Annotated in this window: 15 protein-coding genes and 1 tRNA gene; 9 read left to right on the forward strand and 7 right to left on the reverse strand. The window is 72.3% G+C overall.

The genetic code is table 11. The features are described from left to right. Positions 1-18: 18 nt before the first annotated feature. Complete coding sequence (locus tag ACXET9_RS10065; RefSeq protein WP_457886451.1) at positions 19-1,989, forward strand: Ig-like domain-containing protein; 1,971 nt, start codon at positions 19-21, stop codon at positions 1,987-1,989. Positions 1,990-2,024: 35 nt separating this feature from the next. Here the strand turns inward: ACXET9_RS10065 and ACXET9_RS10070 are convergent, their stop codons facing one another. From ACXET9_RS10070 to ACXET9_RS10095, 6 genes are all read right to left on the reverse strand, one after another. After that, entirely contained in the window at positions 2,025-2,627 is a 603-nt protein-coding gene (locus tag ACXET9_RS10070) for a LytR C-terminal domain-containing protein (RefSeq protein ID WP_457886452.1), read from the reverse strand. An 86-nt stretch (positions 2,628-2,713) separates the two neighbouring features. Continuing rightward, the gene (locus ACXET9_RS10075; RefSeq protein WP_457886453.1) at positions 2,714-4,123 is read right to left on the reverse strand and encodes a beta-N-acetylhexosaminidase; all 1,410 of its coding nucleotides are present in this window, start codon (positions 4,121-4,123) and stop codon (positions 2,714-2,716) included. Between the two features lie 258 nt (positions 4,124-4,381). Then, positions 4,382-5,524: a C40 family peptidase gene (locus ACXET9_RS10080; RefSeq protein ID WP_457886454.1), complete on the reverse strand. Its 1,143-nt coding sequence runs from the start codon at positions 5,522-5,524 to the stop codon at positions 4,382-4,384. A 471-nt stretch (positions 5,525-5,995) separates the two neighbouring features. Then, positions 5,996-6,069: transfer RNA gene (locus ACXET9_RS10085), tRNA-Pro, on the reverse strand. 44 nt (positions 6,070-6,113) lie between these two features. Further along, positions 6,114-7,142 carry a metallophosphoesterase gene (locus ACXET9_RS10090; protein WP_457886455.1) on the reverse strand — a complete coding sequence of 343 codons (1,029 nt, stop codon included), beginning with the start codon at positions 7,140-7,142 and terminating at the stop codon, positions 6,114-6,116. Then, positions 7,139-9,532, reverse strand: a complete 2,394-nt coding sequence (locus tag ACXET9_RS10095; RefSeq protein ID WP_457886456.1) for a penicillin-binding protein — start codon at positions 9,530-9,532, stop codon at positions 7,139-7,141. Before ACXET9_RS10095 ends, ACXET9_RS10090 begins: the two co-directional genes overlap by 4 nt. 293 nt (positions 9,533-9,825) lie before the next feature. Here ACXET9_RS10095 and ACXET9_RS10100 point away from each other — a divergent pair, with 293 nt between their 5' ends. From ACXET9_RS10100 to ACXET9_RS10115, 4 genes are all read left to right on the forward strand, one after another. Continuing rightward, positions 9,826-10,128: a WhiB family transcriptional regulator gene (locus ACXET9_RS10100; protein WP_457886457.1), complete on the forward strand. Its 303-nt coding sequence runs from the start codon at positions 9,826-9,828 to the stop codon at positions 10,126-10,128. A 138-nt stretch (positions 10,129-10,266) separates the two neighbouring features. Further along, positions 10,267-10,437: a DUF4177 domain-containing protein gene (locus ACXET9_RS10105; protein ID WP_457886458.1), complete on the forward strand. Its 171-nt coding sequence runs from the start codon at positions 10,267-10,269 to the stop codon at positions 10,435-10,437. A 3-nt stretch (positions 10,438-10,440) separates the two neighbouring features. Next, on the forward strand, positions 10,441-10,944 hold the full coding sequence (locus tag ACXET9_RS10110) for a RidA family protein (RefSeq protein WP_457886459.1): 504 nt from the start codon (positions 10,441-10,443) through the stop codon (positions 10,942-10,944). 76 nt (positions 10,945-11,020) lie between these two features. Beyond that, entirely contained in the window at positions 11,021-11,842 is an 822-nt protein-coding gene (locus ACXET9_RS10115) for an MBL fold metallo-hydrolase (RefSeq protein ID WP_457886460.1), read from the forward strand. Between the two features lie 147 nt (positions 11,843-11,989). Here ACXET9_RS10115 and ACXET9_RS10120 read toward each other — a convergent pair whose 3' ends face one another. Further along, the gene (locus ACXET9_RS10120) at positions 11,990-12,667 is read right to left on the reverse strand and encodes a Crp/Fnr family transcriptional regulator (protein ID WP_457886461.1); all 678 of its coding nucleotides are present in this window, start codon (positions 12,665-12,667) and stop codon (positions 11,990-11,992) included. Between the two features lie 115 nt (positions 12,668-12,782). On the opposite strand from ACXET9_RS10120, the gene ACXET9_RS10125 reads away from it, so the two are divergent. The 4 genes from ACXET9_RS10125 to ACXET9_RS10140 all read left to right on the forward strand — a co-directional run bounded on the left by ACXET9_RS10125 (position 12,783) and on the right by ACXET9_RS10140 (position 15,840). Next, complete coding sequence (locus tag ACXET9_RS10125) at positions 12,783-13,526, forward strand: endonuclease III domain-containing protein (RefSeq protein ID WP_457886462.1); 744 nt, start codon at positions 12,783-12,785, stop codon at positions 13,524-13,526. A gap of 53 nt (positions 13,527-13,579) precedes the next feature. Continuing rightward, positions 13,580-14,290: an NUDIX hydrolase gene (locus tag ACXET9_RS10130; RefSeq protein ID WP_457886463.1), complete on the forward strand. Its 711-nt coding sequence runs from the start codon at positions 13,580-13,582 to the stop codon at positions 14,288-14,290. Between the two features lie 205 nt (positions 14,291-14,495). After that, positions 14,496-14,882: a cold-shock protein gene (locus ACXET9_RS10135; protein WP_457886464.1), complete on the forward strand. Its 387-nt coding sequence runs from the start codon at positions 14,496-14,498 to the stop codon at positions 14,880-14,882. A 4-nt stretch (positions 14,883-14,886) separates the two neighbouring features. Beyond that, positions 14,887-15,840 carry a DUF3027 domain-containing protein gene (locus ACXET9_RS10140; RefSeq protein WP_457886465.1) on the forward strand — a complete coding sequence of 318 codons (954 nt, stop codon included), beginning with the start codon at positions 14,887-14,889 and terminating at the stop codon, positions 15,838-15,840. Positions 15,841-15,884: the final 44 nt, after the last annotated feature.

The following is a 15,884-nucleotide window of genomic DNA, read 5'->3' on the forward strand; positions in this document are numbered from 1 at the left end:
GCTTGCTACCCTGGTGCGGTGCTCGAGCCGACGCGTCTTCGCAGGCCGCGCTCCGTCCGGGAGGCCCTGGCGGTGCGGGGCGCCGCTCTCGTCGCCGCTGCGCTGCTGACGATCGGCCTCGCAGCGCCCGCGAGCGCCCTGGGGGAGTACGGCCCCTTCGACCTGCCGCTCGAGAGCGGCACCGTGAACCTCGTGCCCGGGGCGGTGTCCGTGATCCCGCTGCTCTCGATCCTCGACGACGCCTATCAGGGCGACCTTGATCTGGAGACCGCGCAGCTGTCGATCCCCGAGGACCTGACCGAGACCGAGCAGGGGCTCATGGAGGTCTCCGACGACGGCCTCTCGCTGAGCGTGACGGGGGAGGGCCTGTGGTCGCTGATCGACGACGACCTGGTGTTCACCCCCGCCGAGGGCGTCGAGACCCCGTCGCTGCCGATCGCGCTGAGCATCGACAGCGCGTCCACGGGCCAGACGTCCACGCCGACGCAGATCGTTCCGGAGACGCTCGAGCTGATCGAGGTCGCGGAGCACTCCTCGGCCGGCGAGGCGGCCGACATCGATCTGTCCTCGCTGGTCTCCGTGCCGACGGGCGGGTCGGTGGAGCTGACCCTCGACGGCCTGACCCCGGGATCCGCGGTCGTCGCCGACGGGAGCAGCCTGACCGTCCCCGACGAGGGCTCCTGGCAGCTCTCGGACGACGGCACGACCCTGACGCACACCCCGGGGACCGCGCGTCTGGGCTACCAGCTCACCCCGGTCCGCTTCGAGGTCCAGGACGAGGAGGGCGCCGCCGTCGCGGCCGGCGAGGCCGAGCTGACGGTCCCGATCATCTCCGACCTGTACTGGTCGGCGCCCTACGGGGAGGACATCCTCTTCTCCCTCTCCGAGCAGATGCAGTACATCGACTCCTCCACGCTCCGCCTGCAGGCGCCCGCGGGGGATCCCTCGGAGGCCTCGGCCGACGGCACCCGCGTCGAGATCCCCGGCCAGGGCGTGTGGACGCTGGATCGGGACGCCCAGACGGTGCTCTTCGCCCCGGAGGGCGAGGAGGTCGCCCAGACCGCGCCCATGCAGGTCCTCGGCGGCGACGGCGAGGGCGCCGATGCCCTGCCGGGTGTGCTGCGGACCGCCTATCCGGTCATGGTGGACCGGGCGCTGAGCGCGGCGACCGGCAGCCCGGTGGTCTTCGACATGACGCTGGACGTGCGCGACGTCCGCTCCGACTCGCTGGTCTTCGACGACGGCGCGATCCCCGAGGGCGGCGAGCTCTCGGCCGACGAGCGCACGCTGACGGTCCCGGGGGAGGGGGTCTGGTCGATCGACCTCGACGCGCTCACCGCGACCTTCACCCCCGAGGAGGAGTTCACGGGGACGGCGACGCCGGTGCGGATCGACGGGCAGGCGGTCTACTCCGACAACCAGACCTCGGCGCAGCTCGAGGCCGTGATCGCCGACGTCGTCCCGACGGCGCGCGACGACGAGACCTCCACCGCTCCCGGCACCGCCGTCACCATCGACGTGCTCGGCAACGACACCGCCGGCAGCGCCGCCCAGCCGCTGGACGAGACCACGATGACCCTCAGCTCGCTGTCGGCGACGAACCTCTCGGAGCTGTCCGAGGGCCGGGGCGCCCGCCTGGTGATCCCCGACGAGGGCATCTACACGGTCACCGCGAACGGGTCGATCAGCTTCATGCCGGAGGACGGCTTCACCGGCCGCACGACCTCGATCGACTATCTGGTGCGGACCGAGTCCGGCGTGCCCGTCGAGGCCTCGCTCTCGATCGAGGTGGACCCGACGCTCGCGGACACCGGGAGCACGCGCGCCGACGCCGGCGGCATCAACTCGCTGCTGGTGGGCCTCATGCCGGGCTCGCCGGGCACGGCCGTCGTCTTCGGCACCATCGTCGTGCTCATGCTCTTCGGCGGCGCCGTGTCCCTGTGGATCGGTGTGGCCATGGAGCGCGACCGCCGCACCTGGGACGACTGACCCGTCCCGACGGGCCCTCCCGGCGGGGCCTGTCCTCAGCCGCAGCCGTCGGGGGTCGCGACGGGCGTGTCGAGGGCCTCGGCCGCGGCGGAGGAGTCGACGAGCCCGCCGAAGCCGTCTCCGAGCAGGAGGTCGACGCTCGCGTCCTCGCGGTCGTCGAGGGTCAGCACGGCCTCGCCGACCTGCGCGAGCACGGACTGGGCGGCGAGATAGCCGTCGGGCCCGTAGACGATCGTGATCGTCTTCCCGGCCTCGCGGGTGTTGCCGGTCTCGCCGGCGACGTAGCCGCGGTCGACGAGGTCGGAGGAGGTGGAACCGGCGAGACCGCTGCGGGAGGTGCCGTTGTAGACGTTGACCGTCACCTGGTCGGGGGCGAGCGGCACGGCGCCGTCATCGGGGCAGGAGACGACGGGCTGGACTCCGCTGAAGTCCTTGGCGGTGATCTCGCCGGGATCGGCGGACGGGGTGCTGAGCTCCCGGATCGCGTACACGCCCACCGAGATGAGGGCGATCGCGAGCGCCGAGAAGACGACCAGCTGCGTGATGCGCACGCGGCGGAGCCGCCCCAGGCGCTGATCCCGCCGGCGGACGTCGTCGGCGGAGCGGCCGTACGGGTGGGTGCGATGCTGCTCGCTCATCACTGCTCACTGCTCCTCATGCGCTCGCCCGGGACTCTCGGAGGGGCCTGCGCCCCCGGAGGAGCCGGAGCCCGCGGGCTCGGGTGTCACTGCATCGGACGATAGCGGATGCCGAAGGCGTCGAGCCGCGGAAGATGGGCGCGCAGCCTCTCCTCGAACTCGGCCGTGCTCTGGCGGGGCGAGCCCCAGGCGCGCTCGGCGACCGCGCACAGCCGCGGGAAGGCCATGTACTCGACCTGCGCGGCGGTGGGCATGTACTCGGTCCAGAGCTGGGCCTGGATGCCGAGGATCAGGCGCTCCTCGTCCTCGTCGAGCCGGGACGGGACGAGTCGGGCGGTGTACACGTCCTCGAGGGTCGTGAGGCCTCCGATCGCGAGGGGCTCGGTCCTCGGGCTCGCCTGGTAGTGGTCGAGGTAGAGCGTGTCGGAGGTCGCGATGACGGTCTGGAAGCCGCGCGAGGTCGCCTCGCGCACGCCCTCGGGGCGGCGCCAGTTCATGACGATCATGTCGTCGGGGAGGTGGGTCTCGAGGACCTCGTCCCAGGCGATCACGCGCTTGCCCAGGCCCGTCAGCACGTCGAAGGCGAACTGCGTGAAGCGGCCCTGGATTTCCGAGACGCGGGTCAGCCCCCACTCGTTCATCCGTTCGCGCGCGGCCGTCGACCGCTCCCATTCCGTGCGCGGGCACTCGTCGCCGCCGATGTGGACGTAGGGTCCCGGGAAGATCTCGCTGACCTGGGTGAGCACGTCGCGGATGAAGTCGAAGACCTCGTCGGAGACCCCGAGGACGTGGTCCGAGATCCCCCAGACCTCGCGGACGCCGATCGGCCGCGCGGGATTGTTCCCCAGCTGCGGGTAGGCGGCGATCGCGGCCTGCATGTGCCCGGGCAGATCGATCTCGGGGACGATCATGATGCCGCGGGCGCGCGCGTGCTCGACGAGGCCGCGCAGCTCGTCCTGCGTGTACGAGCCGCCGTGGCGGACCCCGTCGAACTCCCAGGCCTCCTCGTCGCCGCTCATATGGCCCACGAGGGTCTGCTCGCGCCACCCGCCGATCTCCGTCAGCAGCGGATAGCCCGCGATCTCGACGCGCCAGCCCTGATCGTCGGTGAGATGGAGGTGCAGGACGTTCAGGCGGTGCAGGGCCATCGCGTCGAGGAGCGCCTCGATCTCCTCGACGGTGCGGAAGTGCCGTGAGACGTCGAGGTGGAGCCCGCGCCAGGCGTGCGCGGGCTGGTCATGGATCGTCACGCAGGGGATGGCCCCGTCGGCATCGCTGACGATCTGCGCGAAGGTGTTGCGGCCGTCGGCGAGGGCGGCCTCGCTGCCGGCGGAGAGGTTCGCGCCCTGCGGGGAGATCGACAGCGCGTAGGCGGTCGGCGCGAGATCCTCCGAGAGGCCGACGGACAGCCCCTCCCACGGAGCGTCCGTCGTCCAGACCCCCGAGGACCAGACCACGGACTGCGGGAGCGGGACGAGAGCGATCGGGTCGGACATGGGCACTCCTGGGCTCCTGGACATCGGTGTCGTGCATCCCGGGCGTCTCCGGCGCATCGCACGGGCGGCCGTGCTCGCCAGTCTGCCATGCGCGGCACCGCCGTCGGGCCGGACGCGCGGACATGCAGGAGCCCGGTCGGCACAGGGCCGACCGGGCTCCTCGGCGTCGCCCTGCTCCTTCCCGGTGATGCGTGCGCATCGAGCAGGCCGTCGTCGGCCGGTGCTCCCGCTCCTGCGGGATCTCACCGGCGGGGTGCGTCACCGATAGGTGACGAACACGTGCGGGGAGTTCCAGATGCTGCGCTCGACGACCCGCTGACGGGAGCCCGAGGCGTCGATGATCGTGCCGTTGCCGGCGTAGATCGCGACATGGCCCCAGTTGTTGGAGCTGAAGGCGACCAGGTCGCCGGGCTGCGCCTCGGACTGCGAGATGATCCGGCCGCCGAAGGTGTAGCCCTTGGCGGTCTTGCGCGAGATGTCGACGCCGGCCTGGTTGTAGGCGTAGTAGACGAGGCCCGAGCAGTCGAAGCCGCTCGACGGCGAGGAGCCGCCCCAGGTGTAGCCGGTCCCGATCTGCGAGCGGGCGGCGGCGACGATCGCCGAGCCGTTGATCGAGCTGCCGGAGCTGCTGGAGCCGCTGGAGCCGCTGGAGCCGCTGGAGCTGCTCGATGCGGGGATCGTGACGCTCGAGGACAGGGCGTTCCAGGTCTTCGGGCCGACGACGCCGTCCACGCCGATGCCGGCGGCGGACTGCAGGCTGCGGACCGCGGACAGGGTCCGCGCGCCGAACACGCCGTCGACCGAGATCGAGGCGCCGCGGGCGTTGAGCTGGTTCTGCAGCGTCCTCACGGCGGAGCCGCGGTCGCCGCTGCGGAGCTTCGTCGTGGTGGAGCTGCCGGACGAGCTCGAAGAGCCCGAGGAGCTGCTGGAGCCTAGGGCCGACCAGGTCCGGGGGCCGACGACGCCGTCCACGGACAGGCCCCGGGAGGACTGGAAGCTCTTGACGGCCTTGAGGGTCTTCGATCCGAACACGCCGTCGGCCGAGATCGTTGCGCCGTTCGCGCGCAGCTGCGTCTGCAGCTCCGTCACGGCGCTCCCGCGGGCGCCGAGGCGGAGCTTCACGGAGGAGTAGGACGTCGCGGGGGCGACGGTCGTGCCGGCGGCGGCCGGGGCGGCGGTCGCGGTCCCGGCGGCGGCCGGGGCGGCGGTGGTGCGGACGGCGGAGGCCGTCGGCGCGAGGGCCTCGGCGGATCCGGCCCCGTGGAGGGTGGCGGCGGCGGTCACGGCGCCCAGGACGGCGGCGCCTCCCACTCCGCGCCCGACCGGTGCGGCGAGCCCGCGGTAGTCGATGACGGCCGGACCGGGAGCCCGGTGCAGGCCTCGAGGTGCAGTGCGGAACATGTCCGGTCTACCTTCTCTCCGGCGCGTCGCAGGGGAACCGGGCGGTCCTGCGGGAGGCTCGCGCGGGCTGCGCCCGCCACCCAGGCAAGAGGAGGAAGTGACCGAGGCGGTGGCGGGACTGCGGCACCACGGTCGGTGCCCCGCGGAGGCGGCACCTCTGCCACTGTATGGGCAGGTCAGGAGTCGGGCATATGGTGTTTTATGCCCTCCAACCCTCGCCTTTACCAAAGTTTTGCTCGATTGCACTATTAATGACCTGTGTTGCTAAAAGGTATAAGTGTGCATCGTGCTAATTACGCGCGTGTAATTCATCTGCCGGGGCGGCCTGTGTCGCCCGCTGGCCATGGGGCGGTCCGCGTCGCCGGCCGGCTCGGGGGTGGTCGGGCGGCCGTCGGGCGCGGGGAGCCGGGAACGACGAACGGGCCGGAGCGTCTGCTCCGGCCCGTTCGCCGTGGTGCTGTGCACCGAAGGTCGGGGTGACAGGATTTGAACCTGCGACCTCCTCGTCCCGAACGAGGCGCGCTACCAAGCTGCGCCACACCCCGGTGGTGATCACCGTGATGATCACCGGGTTCGTCGCCGAAGCGGCTCACCGAGAAGCAACATTAGCAGGGGTTCGGCGGTGGTCCGCACCATCGGAGGGGCCGGAGGCGCGCAAAGTGAGCAAGGTCGCCTCGGGCGGCGTCAGGAAGCGGAAGTCCGTGTACGGACTGGCCCCCATGCCGGCGCTCACGTGGAGCGGGACGCCCGCATGCTCGGAGAGCCCGCGGGCCTTGCGGCGCGGGAGGTCGCAGTTCGTCACGAGGGCCCCGACGACGGGCAGCCGGAGCTGACCGCCGTGCGTATGGCCGGCGAGCAGGAGATCCGCCCCGTCGGCCGCGAAGGCGTCCAGCACCCGCAGGTACGGGGCGTGCGCGACGCCGAGCCGCAGCACATTGCCGTGATCGGGCGCGACGATCTCTTCGGCCGACGGCGCGGCCGGCATCTCGTCGCGCTCCAGATGGGGGTCGTCGACGCCGACCAGGCGCACCTCGAGGCCGCCGAGCTCGATGCTCGCCCGGGTGTTGGTGAGGTCCTTCCAGCCGTGCGCCGAGAGCCCGTCGGCGAGCTCCTGCGTGGGCAGGTCGATGTCCTCGCGCTCGACGAACCCCTCGGGCCGCGCGTCGCGGCGGAAGTACCGCAGCGGATTCTTCGGCGCGGGCGCGAACAGGTCGTTCGAGCCCATGACGAAGGCGCCGGGCACGTGCAGGAGCGGCTCGAGCGCGTCGAGCAGCTCGGGGACCGACGCCGCCGCCGAGATGTTGTCGCCGGTGTCGATCACCAGATGGGGGCGCAGCACCGCGAGATGGCGGAGGAAGGCCTTCTTCCGCTCCTGGCCCGGCATCAGGTGGATGTCGCTGATGTGCAGGATCCGGATCGCGCGGGAGCCCGGCGGCAGGATCCGCAGCTCCTCCTCCCGCAGCGTGAAGCGATGGATCTCCACGTGCCGGGCCCAGATGTGGGCTCCGGCCGCGGCGGCCAGCCCCGCCCCGCCCACGGCGAGGGCGGCGGTCGTCAGGGCGCGGGAGGACCGGGAGGGGATGGTCCGTCCCGGCGTCCCGCCCGAGGTCGCGGTCACGGGCCCGAGGACTGGCGGATGGTCACGGTGGACCCCTCCTCCAGCGCCGTCCCGGCGGCGGGATCGGTCCCGATGACGTACCACTGGCCCACCGAGGAGGACTTCTCCTGCTTCACGACCACCTGGTATCCGCTCGCCTGGAGCGTCGACTGCGCCTTCGAGAGCACCATGCCGGAGACGTCGGGGACGGTGCCGTCGGAGGTCACCGTGCTGCCCGCGGGCGCCTGCGGGGCCTCCGGGAAGGGCTCGCTGGGCAGGTCCTTGTTGGCGTAGTTCATGAACTCCTGCCAGGTGGGCAGGGAGACCGTGTTGCCCCAGACCTTGCCTCGGGTCAGGTACTGCCCGTCGACGGAGAAGCCGCCGGGGCGGACGTTGGAGTTCGGGTTGCCGAACCAGACGGCCGTGGAGAGCTGACGGGTGAAGCCGACGTACCAGGTGTGGTACTGCGAGCCGGAGGTGCCCGTCTTGCCGCCGGCGTCGTGGCCGTCGATCGTCTTGCCCTTGCCGGTCGCGCGCGGATCCTCAAGGTCCTGCTGGAGCACCCAGGTGATCGTGTCGGCGATCTCCTTGTCGACCACCTGCTCGCACTGGGCGCCGGTGATGTCCATGGGCTCGCCGTCGGAGTCGAGCACCTCGGTGATCGCCTGCGGCTCGCAGTACACGCCGCCGTTGGCCCAGGTGGCGTACGCGGAGGCCATCTGCAGGGCCGAGATGCGCAGCTCGCCGAGGACCAGCACGGCCGGGGCAAGCTCGGTGCCGTAGACGTCCGCGATGTCGGCGTCCCAGGTCTCCTGGTCGTACGGGTTGTAGGTCGCGGGGACCACGCCCAGGTCGCGGGCGGTGCTCGCGATGTCGCACAGGTCCAGCTGGCGCGCCATGTTCGCGTAGACGGTGTTGACGGAGAACTTCGTGCCGTTCAGCACGGTCTCCATCGGGTTCAGGGAGACCGAGACCGCGTTGTCGGGGTTGTACCCCGGATTCTCGTACCATCGCCCGCGATCGAGGCAGCTGGCCGGGAAGGTCGTCATCTCCTCGCGCTTGGTGCTGACGGTGTCGTAGATCGACTTGCCGTCCTCGAGCCACTGCTGCAGCACGAAGGGCTTGAACGTCGAGCCGACGGGGAAGCCGCTCGAGCCGCCCATCGCCTCCGAGACGTTGTAGTTGATCGAGGTCTCGCCCGGTCCCGCATCGGAGTACGGGTTGTAGGTGCGGTTCTGCGCCATCGTCTTGATCTGGCCGGTGCCCGGCTCGACCGTGACGATGCTGTGGCCGAAGCCGCTCTCCGAGGTCGAGGGCACCTTCCGCTCGAGGATCGACTCGGCCTCCGCCTGGAGCGCGGGGTCGAGCGTCGTCTTGATCGTCAGGCCGCCGCCGTACAGGAGCTTCTGGCGCTCCTCGTAGGTGTCGGCGAAGGACTCGTCGTTCAGCAGGGAGCGGGTCACGTAGTCGCAGAAGAAGCCGGACCCGGCGGCATCGGCGCAGCCGGCGGTCACGTTCTGCACGTCGAGCATCTCCTCGACGGGCTGGGAGGAGTACGTGTCGTACTCCTCCTGCGTGATGTAGTCCTGGTCCAGCATCGCCGCGAGCACCTCGTTGCGACGCGTCTGGGCCGCCTCCGGATGGCCCACCGGGTCGTACTGGTTCGGCCCGTTGGTGATGCCGGCCAGCAGCGCGGCCTCTCCGGGGTTGAGGTCCGCGGCGCTCTTGTTGAAGTAGTGCTCGGATCCCGTCTCGACGCCGTACTGCGAGGGCCCGAACTGCGCGACGTTCAGGTAGGCGTTGAGGATCTCGTCCTTGCTCCACTCCTTCTCGAGGGAGATCGCCAGCTTGGCCTCGCGCAGCTTGCGGCCGTAGGTGTGCTCGGTGGCGGAGGCGATGTCGTCCTCGTCGCCGCGCTGGACCGCGTCCATGAGCAGCGCGTTCTTCACGTACTGCTGGGTGAGGGTCGACCCGCCCTGCACATCGCTGCCCGAGGCGTTGGACAGCATCGCGCGCGTCATGCCCTTGAGGTCCACGCCGCCGTGCTCGTAGAAGCGCCGGTCCTCGATCGCGATCACGGCGTTCTGCACGTTCGGGGAGATCTCCTCGAGCGGGACCATGATGCGGTTCTGCGAGTAGAACGTCGCGAGCAGTGTGCCGTCGGCGGCCTCGATGCGGCTCGCCTCGTTCAGCGGCTCGACATCGAGCTCGCTGGGATAGGAGGCGAAGAGGTCGACGCCGTCCTCCGCGACCGCGGAGCTCGCCGAGACGGCGGGCAGGAAGAACGCCGCCATCAGGATGCCGGCGAGGATCGAGGTGGCGACGATGCCGAGGAGCAGGTACACGGTCTGGGCCAGGGCCACCGGCAGCGAGCGCACGGTGCTGGGGCCTGAGGGCGTGGGTCGAGCCATGCGGCCACCCTACGGGCACCGGCTGTGCGGAGCCATGGGACGCACCACAGGGAAGAGTTCCTCACCGAGATCTTCACGAATCCGGGACGGGCGCTGTGCAGCCCCTATGAGTCGGTGCGGCGGCCGGGAGGTGCGCCCGGTCGGGGCGGGGTGGGGGCCGGCGATCCGTCCCTGACGTGCGGCGACGGCGGACGGCATCGATCGCGGACCCCCTCGTTTTGCACTGTGGCGTGCGTCTCCTTAGAGTGAGTGGGGAACGCACGAGTCGACGATGATTCGCAGAGGGGATGTCAATGAGCATCGGGACCTTCCCGACCACCGAGGACCAGAGCTGGGCGGCGCGCGGCGCCTGCACGAGCATGGATCCTGACGGGTTCTTCGTCCAGGGGACGGAACAGCATCAGATCAAGACCGCCTGCGCCTCCTGCCCGGTGCGCACCGAGTGCCTCGCCGATGCGCTCGACAACCGCATCGACTTCGGGGTGTGGGGCGGCATGACGGAGCGGGAGCGCCGGCGTCTGCTGCGACGCCACCCGGAGATCAGCGATTGGTCGGGGCTGCTGCGGCGCGCCGTCCAGGAGGCCGTCGGGAGCTGAGCCGGGAGCGTCGGCGGGGGGTCGGTCGACCGGGATCGGCCGGCGGGGTCGTCCGACGGGAGGATCGTCCGACGGGAGTGTCGCTGCGCCCGTCGGACGGCCCTCTCGGACCGGTCCTCGGGCCGGTAGGCTCGGGCCATGAGCACCGTCACCCGCTGGGAGTACCTGACCGTTCCGCTGCTGATCCACGCGACCAAGCAGATCCTCGACAACTACGGGGACGAGGGGTGGGAGCTGGTCCAGGTCGTGCCGGGACCGAACCCCGAGTCCCTCGTCGCCTACCTCAAGCGCCCGCTGGCCGGGAGCTGAGCCATGACCGACGCCTCCTCCGCATCGTCGGCCGCCGGGTCGCGCGTGCGTGCGCGCATCGCCGAGCTGGGCCTTGCGCTGCCCTCCGTCGCCGCTCCCGTGGCGGCGTACGTGCCCGCCGTCGTGAGCGGCGACCATGTCCACACCTCGGGCCAGCTGCCCTTCGTCGAGGGCGCCCTCCCGGCGACCGGCAAGGTCGGCGCCGAGGTGGATCCCGAGCATGCGGCGCAGCTCGCCGCGACCAGCTGCCTCAACGCGCTGGCCGCGGTGGAGAGCGTCATCGGCGATCTCGATCGCGTCGTGCGCGTCGTGAAGCTGACCGGGTACGTGGCCTCCGCCCCGTCGTTCCACGGCCAGCCCGCCGTGATCAACGGCGCGAGCGAGCTGCTCGGCCGCATCTTCGGCGATGCCGGAGCCCACGCCCGCAGCGCCGTCGGGGTCGCCGTGCTGCCGCTGGACTCCCCGGTCGAGCTGGATCTGCTCGTCGAGGTCTCTCCCGCCGTCTGAGCGGGAACCCGGACCGGACAAGACCGGACCGGACAAGACCGGACCGGGCGGAGCGAGAGCGAGCGGAGCGAGGACCATGGGCGAGCAGTCACCGGAGCGGGACCCCGAGGCGCCGCCCGTCGAGCTGATCGCGGTGCGGGCGGACAACGCCGGGCCGATGACGCTGACGGGCACCGTCAGCCGCATCGTGCGCGACGGCGACCAGGTATGGGTCGTCGATCCGGGGCCCAAGGACCCCGAGCACCTCGCCGAGCTGCTCTTCCGCTGCGGCGACGACGCCCGGCCGATGGGCGTGCTCGTCACGCATCGGCACCTCGACCACACCGCGGGCGCCGGCACCCTCGCCCGCCAGCTCTCGGCCCGCAGCGGGCGCGAGGTGCCGCTGTGGGCGGCCGATCCGTCGGTCGTCCCGGGGGCACGGCTCGCGCCCGCCGTCCTCGAGGGCGATGACGGGGTCGCCGGGCACGTCATCCACCTGCCCGGGCACACCTCCGACTCCCTCGGCCTGCTGGTCGAGGGCGGTCGCATGCTCACGGGGGACACCCTGCTGGGCGGCTCCTCCACGGTGATCGTCCCGCGCGACGGCGGGGATCTGGGGGACTACCTGCAGTCCCTCGCGATCCTCCGCGCGATGGCGGTCGACGGCCGCATCTCCTCCCTGCATCCGGGCCACGGACCCGACATCGAGGACCCGCTGAGCGCGCTCCAGGCCATCGAGGATGCGATCGCGCACCGCCTCGAGCGCGTCGAGGAGGTCCGGCGGGCGCGCCGGGCCGGCGTCCTGACCATGGACCGGCTGCTGCGCGCGGTCTACGGGACCGAGCTGCCCGACGCGCTGCGCGAGCCCGCCGAGTGGAACCTCCGGGCGGCCTTGGACCATCTCGCCGCCGAGGAGTGAGCGGACGCGTCCGCGCCTGCGGGCGCGACGCCGCGCCGGGCTGTCCGGGCGGCGCCGCCGAGCACGGCGGCGGACATGACGAGGGGACGATCTCCCTGGGAGATCGTCCCCTCGTCGGCCGTCGGCCGGTCCCGCCGCGGCGAGGCGTCAGCGGGCGCGGCGGCGCAGGCGCTCGACGTCGAGCAGGAGCACGGCGCGGGCCTCCAGGCGGATCCAGCCGCGCGAGGCGAAGTCGGCGAGGGCCTTGTTGACGGTCTCGCGGGAGGCGCCGACCAGCTGGGCGAGCTCCTCCTGGGTGAGGCCGTGGGCGACCATCACGCCGTCGTCGGTCTGGCGGCCGAAGCGCTGCGCCAGGTCGAGGACGTTCTTGGCGACGCGGCCGGGGACGTCGGCGAAGACCAGGTCCGCGAGGGACTCGTTGGTCTTGCGGAGACGCCGGGCGAGCGAGGCCAGCAGATGACGGGCGACCTCGGGACGCTGGGCGAGGACCCGGTAGAGGTCCTGCTGGGAGAGCGAGTAGAGGGTCGACTCGGCGACGACGGTCGCGGTCGCGTTGCGCGGGGCCGGGTCGAACAGCGAGAGCTCGCCGAGGGTCTCGCCGGGGCCGAGGACGGCGAGGAGGTTCTCGCGGCCGTCGCCCGAGGCGTGGCCGACCTTGACCTTGCCGGAGCCGATGATGAACAGTCGATCGCCGGGATCGCCCTCGCGGAAGATCACCGCGCTGCGGTGGTAGTCCTCCTGCTTCATCGACGCCAGCACGGCCTGCTTGCCGTCCTCGTCGAGCGCAGCGAACAACGGCGACGACCGTACGATGTTCTCGTCCACGGATCCTCCTGGTGATGGGGCCCCGTGATCGCCGGGACCGTGCTGTCTTCCCATTGTGACCGATCTGGCGCCATGCGGTGGGCGCAGTCACATGTTGTGGGAAGGGTATCGCGCCGTGGGTACCGTGACCTGCCGTCCCACGCCCGAGGAGGTCGTGTCCGTGCCCGTCGAGCCCGTATCCCGCCCCGCCGACGCCCGCCGGCGCCGCGTCGCGGACGCCGCCGAGGTGAGCCGACGGCTGCGGCGTGAGCACCCCGATGCACGCACTGAGCTGGACCATCGCAACGCCTTCGAGCTCCTGGTCGCGACCGTCCTGTCGGCGCAGACCACGGACGTGCGTGTCAACTCGATCACGATGGCCCTGTTCGCCGATCATCCCGACGCCGCCTCCCTCGCCGGGGCCGACGAGGCGACCCTCGCCGCGACCCTCGCGCCGCTCGGGATGGGTCCCACCCGGGCGCGTCGGATCCTCGGCCTCGCGCGCGCCCTCGTGCGCGACCACGACGGCGAGGTGCCCGACGACCGGGCCGCCCTCGAGGCCCTGCCGGGCGTCGGGCGCAAGACCGCGCACGTCGTCCGCGGCACCTGGTTCGGCCATGAGCTCCTCGCGGTCGACACGCACGTCGGCCGGCTCGCCCGGCGCCTGGGCTGGACCGCGCAGAAGGATCCCCGTGCGGTCGAGGACGACATCGTCCGCCGGGTCGAGGCCGACGGCGCCCCGCCCGAGTACACGGCGCTCTCCCTGCGCCTGATCCTCCACGGCCGTCGCGTGTGCACGGCCCGCGCCCCGCGCTGCACGGCATGCTCCCTCGCCGACATCTGCCCGAGCGCGGACCCGCCGGCCTCCGCCGCCCCCTGAGCGGGCCGGGCTCCGCCGCCCGCCGATCCTGACCGCTCGATAGGCTCGTCGGCATGACCATCCCGTCCGAGCCCGTCCTCCCCCTCGCGGGCGAGTCCGCGGTGCCGGGCTTCCTCGCGCCGCTCTCCGCGCGGGCCCGCACCGGATCGTCCGTGCTGCTGGATCGCCGGGATGCGCGCGCGCCGCGGATGCCGGCGCCGGGACGGGAGCGCCGCAGCGCGGTCCTCGTGCTGATCGCGGGGACGGAGCTCGCGGAGGCGCGCATCGTGCTCGAGGAGCGCGGGCATCGCATGCGCTCCCAGCCCGGGCAGTTCGCGCTCCCCGGCGGCGGCTGCGATCCGGAGGACCGCGACGACGTGCACACGGCGCTGCGCGAGGCCCAGGAGGAGACGGGGCTGGAGCCCTCCGACGTGGACGTGCTCGGCGCCTTCGCGCCGATCGCCATGCCCTGGCGCGGGCAGCGGGTCACGCCGGTCCTCGCCCGGTCCGACGCACCGCCCGTGCTCGGCGTCCAGGACCCGATCGAGGTCGAGCGGGTGGTGTGGACCCCGCTGATCGGGCCGGACTCGCTGACAGATCCCGCCCGCCGGGCCCGCGGGATGCTCGGGGACATGCCCATCGGACCGGTCTTCGAGCTGCCGGACGACGTGTTCGTCTGGGGGTTCACCGCGATGATCCTCGAGAAGGTGCTCGAGGGCCTGGGACTCGACCCGGTCCCGCCCGACGCCCCGGAGCGGCAGATCCCGGAGGAGAGGCGCCGCTGACCCCGCACCGGGGCCGGGCGAGCAGCGTGCCAGGGCCGCACGAGGCCCGGACGTGGGCCGTACGAGGGCCGGGGAGACCGCGGCGACGACGGCCAGGCTTCGGCTGTAGAGTGGATGGTCGCGCGGGGTCTCCCGCGCGCGAGATCCCCCGGAGCGGCGCGAGCCCCTCCGCACGACCACTGACCAGTAGACAGGCGGGTTACAGGTGCCACGCGGCAAGGTGAAGTTCTACGACGCCGAGAAGGGGTTCGGCTTCATCCTCGATGAGGACGACGGCCAGAGCGTCTATGTCCACGCGACGAATCTGCCCGAGGGCACGACCACGCTGCGCCCGGGCACCCGTGTCGATTTCGACATGGTCGACGGCCGTCGCGGTCCCCAGGTCCTCTCGCTGCGCGTGCTGGACCCGGCGCCGTCGGTCTCCCGTGCGCGCCGCCCCGGTCCGGAGGACATGGCCACCATGGTCGAGGACCTGATCCGCCTGCTGGACGACGCCTCCAACGGTCTGCGGCAGGGTCGCTACCCCGACCGCGGGCACTCCCAGAAGATCGCCACCGTGATGCGCGCCGTCGCCGACAACTTCGAGGCCTGAACCCATGACTTCTCCGACCACGACCCGTCGCCCCCGCACCGCGCGTCCCAAGCTGGATGCGATCGCCGCGGAGGCGATCGAGCTCGCCCGCACGGCCCTCGAGGACGTCACGGAGCCGGGTCAGGTCGGGGAGCACCTGCGCGTCGAGGTCAGCGGGGACCGGCTGGTCACGCATGTCTTCGAGTGCACGATGCCGGGCTACCGCGGCTGGTCGTGGGTGGCGGTGCTGGGGCGCGCCCCGCGCGCGAAGGCCGCGACCGTCGCCGAGACGGCGCTGCTGCCGGGCGAGGACGCGCTGCTGGCGCCGGCCTGGGAGCCGTGGGCGGAGCGCCTGCGCCCCTCCGACGTCGGCGCCGACGACCTCCTCCCGTTCCGCGAGGAGGACGAGCGTCTCGAGCAGGGCTATGAGGCCGTCGGCGAGGAGGACGAGGACCGCGTCGCGCAGTGGGAGCTGGGGCTCGGCCGCGAGCGCGTGCTCTCGCCGACGGGACGCTCCGAGGCCGCCGAGCGCTGGCTCGGCGGCGAGTTCGGCCCGCGGCAGACCTCCGAGCGGGGCCGTCGCGGGACCGTGTCCGCGACGTGCGCGAGCTGCGGCTTCATCTCGCTGCTGGGCGGTTCGCTGCGCACCGAGTTCGCCGTGTGCACGAACGAGTGGTCTCCGGCCGACGGCCGGGTCGTGCATCTCGGCTACGGCTGCGGTGCCCATTCGGAGACCGGCAAGGAGGACCGCGCGCGGGAGATCCAGCGCTCCGAGGGCGTGATCGTCGACGAGCTCGAGGTCGTCTTCGAGCAGCCGGAGCCCGCCGAGACGGCGGAGCAGCCGGAGGCGACGGAGGATCCGGGGACGGCGGAGGATCCGGAGGTCGCGGGGGACCCCGCGACGACCGCGGTCGACGAGCCGGTCGCCGATGATGCCGTCGGCGAGGAGCCGGCGGAGGAGCGTCCGGCCGCCGAGTGACCAGGAGGCCGGGGTCGGACCCCGGCCCCGGTCGGCGACCCCGT

It is taken from the genome of Brachybacterium netajii (SeqCode) (assembly GCF_054114245.1).

Coding starts and splice junctions, on each gene's coding strand:
- ACXET9_RS10070 (WP_457886452.1), bottom strand. CDS start 2,627: ATGAGCGAGCAGCATCGCACCCACCCGTACGGCCGCTCCGCCGACGAC.
- ACXET9_RS10075 (WP_457886453.1), bottom strand. CDS start 4,123: ATGTCCGACCCGATCGCTCTCGTCCCGCTCCCGCAGTCCGTGGTCTGG.
- ACXET9_RS10080 (WP_457886454.1), bottom strand. CDS start 5,524: ATGTTCCGCACTGCACCTCGAGGCCTGCACCGGGCTCCCGGTCCGGCC.
- ACXET9_RS10095 (WP_457886456.1), bottom strand. CDS start 9,532: ATGGCTCGACCCACGCCCTCAGGCCCCAGCACCGTGCGCTCGCTGCCG.
- ACXET9_RS10100 (WP_457886457.1), top strand. CDS start 9,826: ATGAGCATCGGGACCTTCCCGACCACCGAGGACCAGAGCTGGGCGGCG.
- ACXET9_RS10105 (WP_457886458.1), top strand. CDS start 10,267: ATGAGCACCGTCACCCGCTGGGAGTACCTGACCGTTCCGCTGCTGATC.
- ACXET9_RS10110 (WP_457886459.1), top strand. CDS start 10,441: ATGACCGACGCCTCCTCCGCATCGTCGGCCGCCGGGTCGCGCGTGCGT.
- ACXET9_RS10115 (WP_457886460.1), top strand. CDS start 11,021: ATGGGCGAGCAGTCACCGGAGCGGGACCCCGAGGCGCCGCCCGTCGAG.
- ACXET9_RS10130 (WP_457886463.1), top strand. CDS start 13,580: ATGACCATCCCGTCCGAGCCCGTCCTCCCCCTCGCGGGCGAGTCCGCG.
- ACXET9_RS10140 (WP_457886465.1), top strand. CDS start 14,887: ATGACTTCTCCGACCACGACCCGTCGCCCCCGCACCGCGCGTCCCAAG.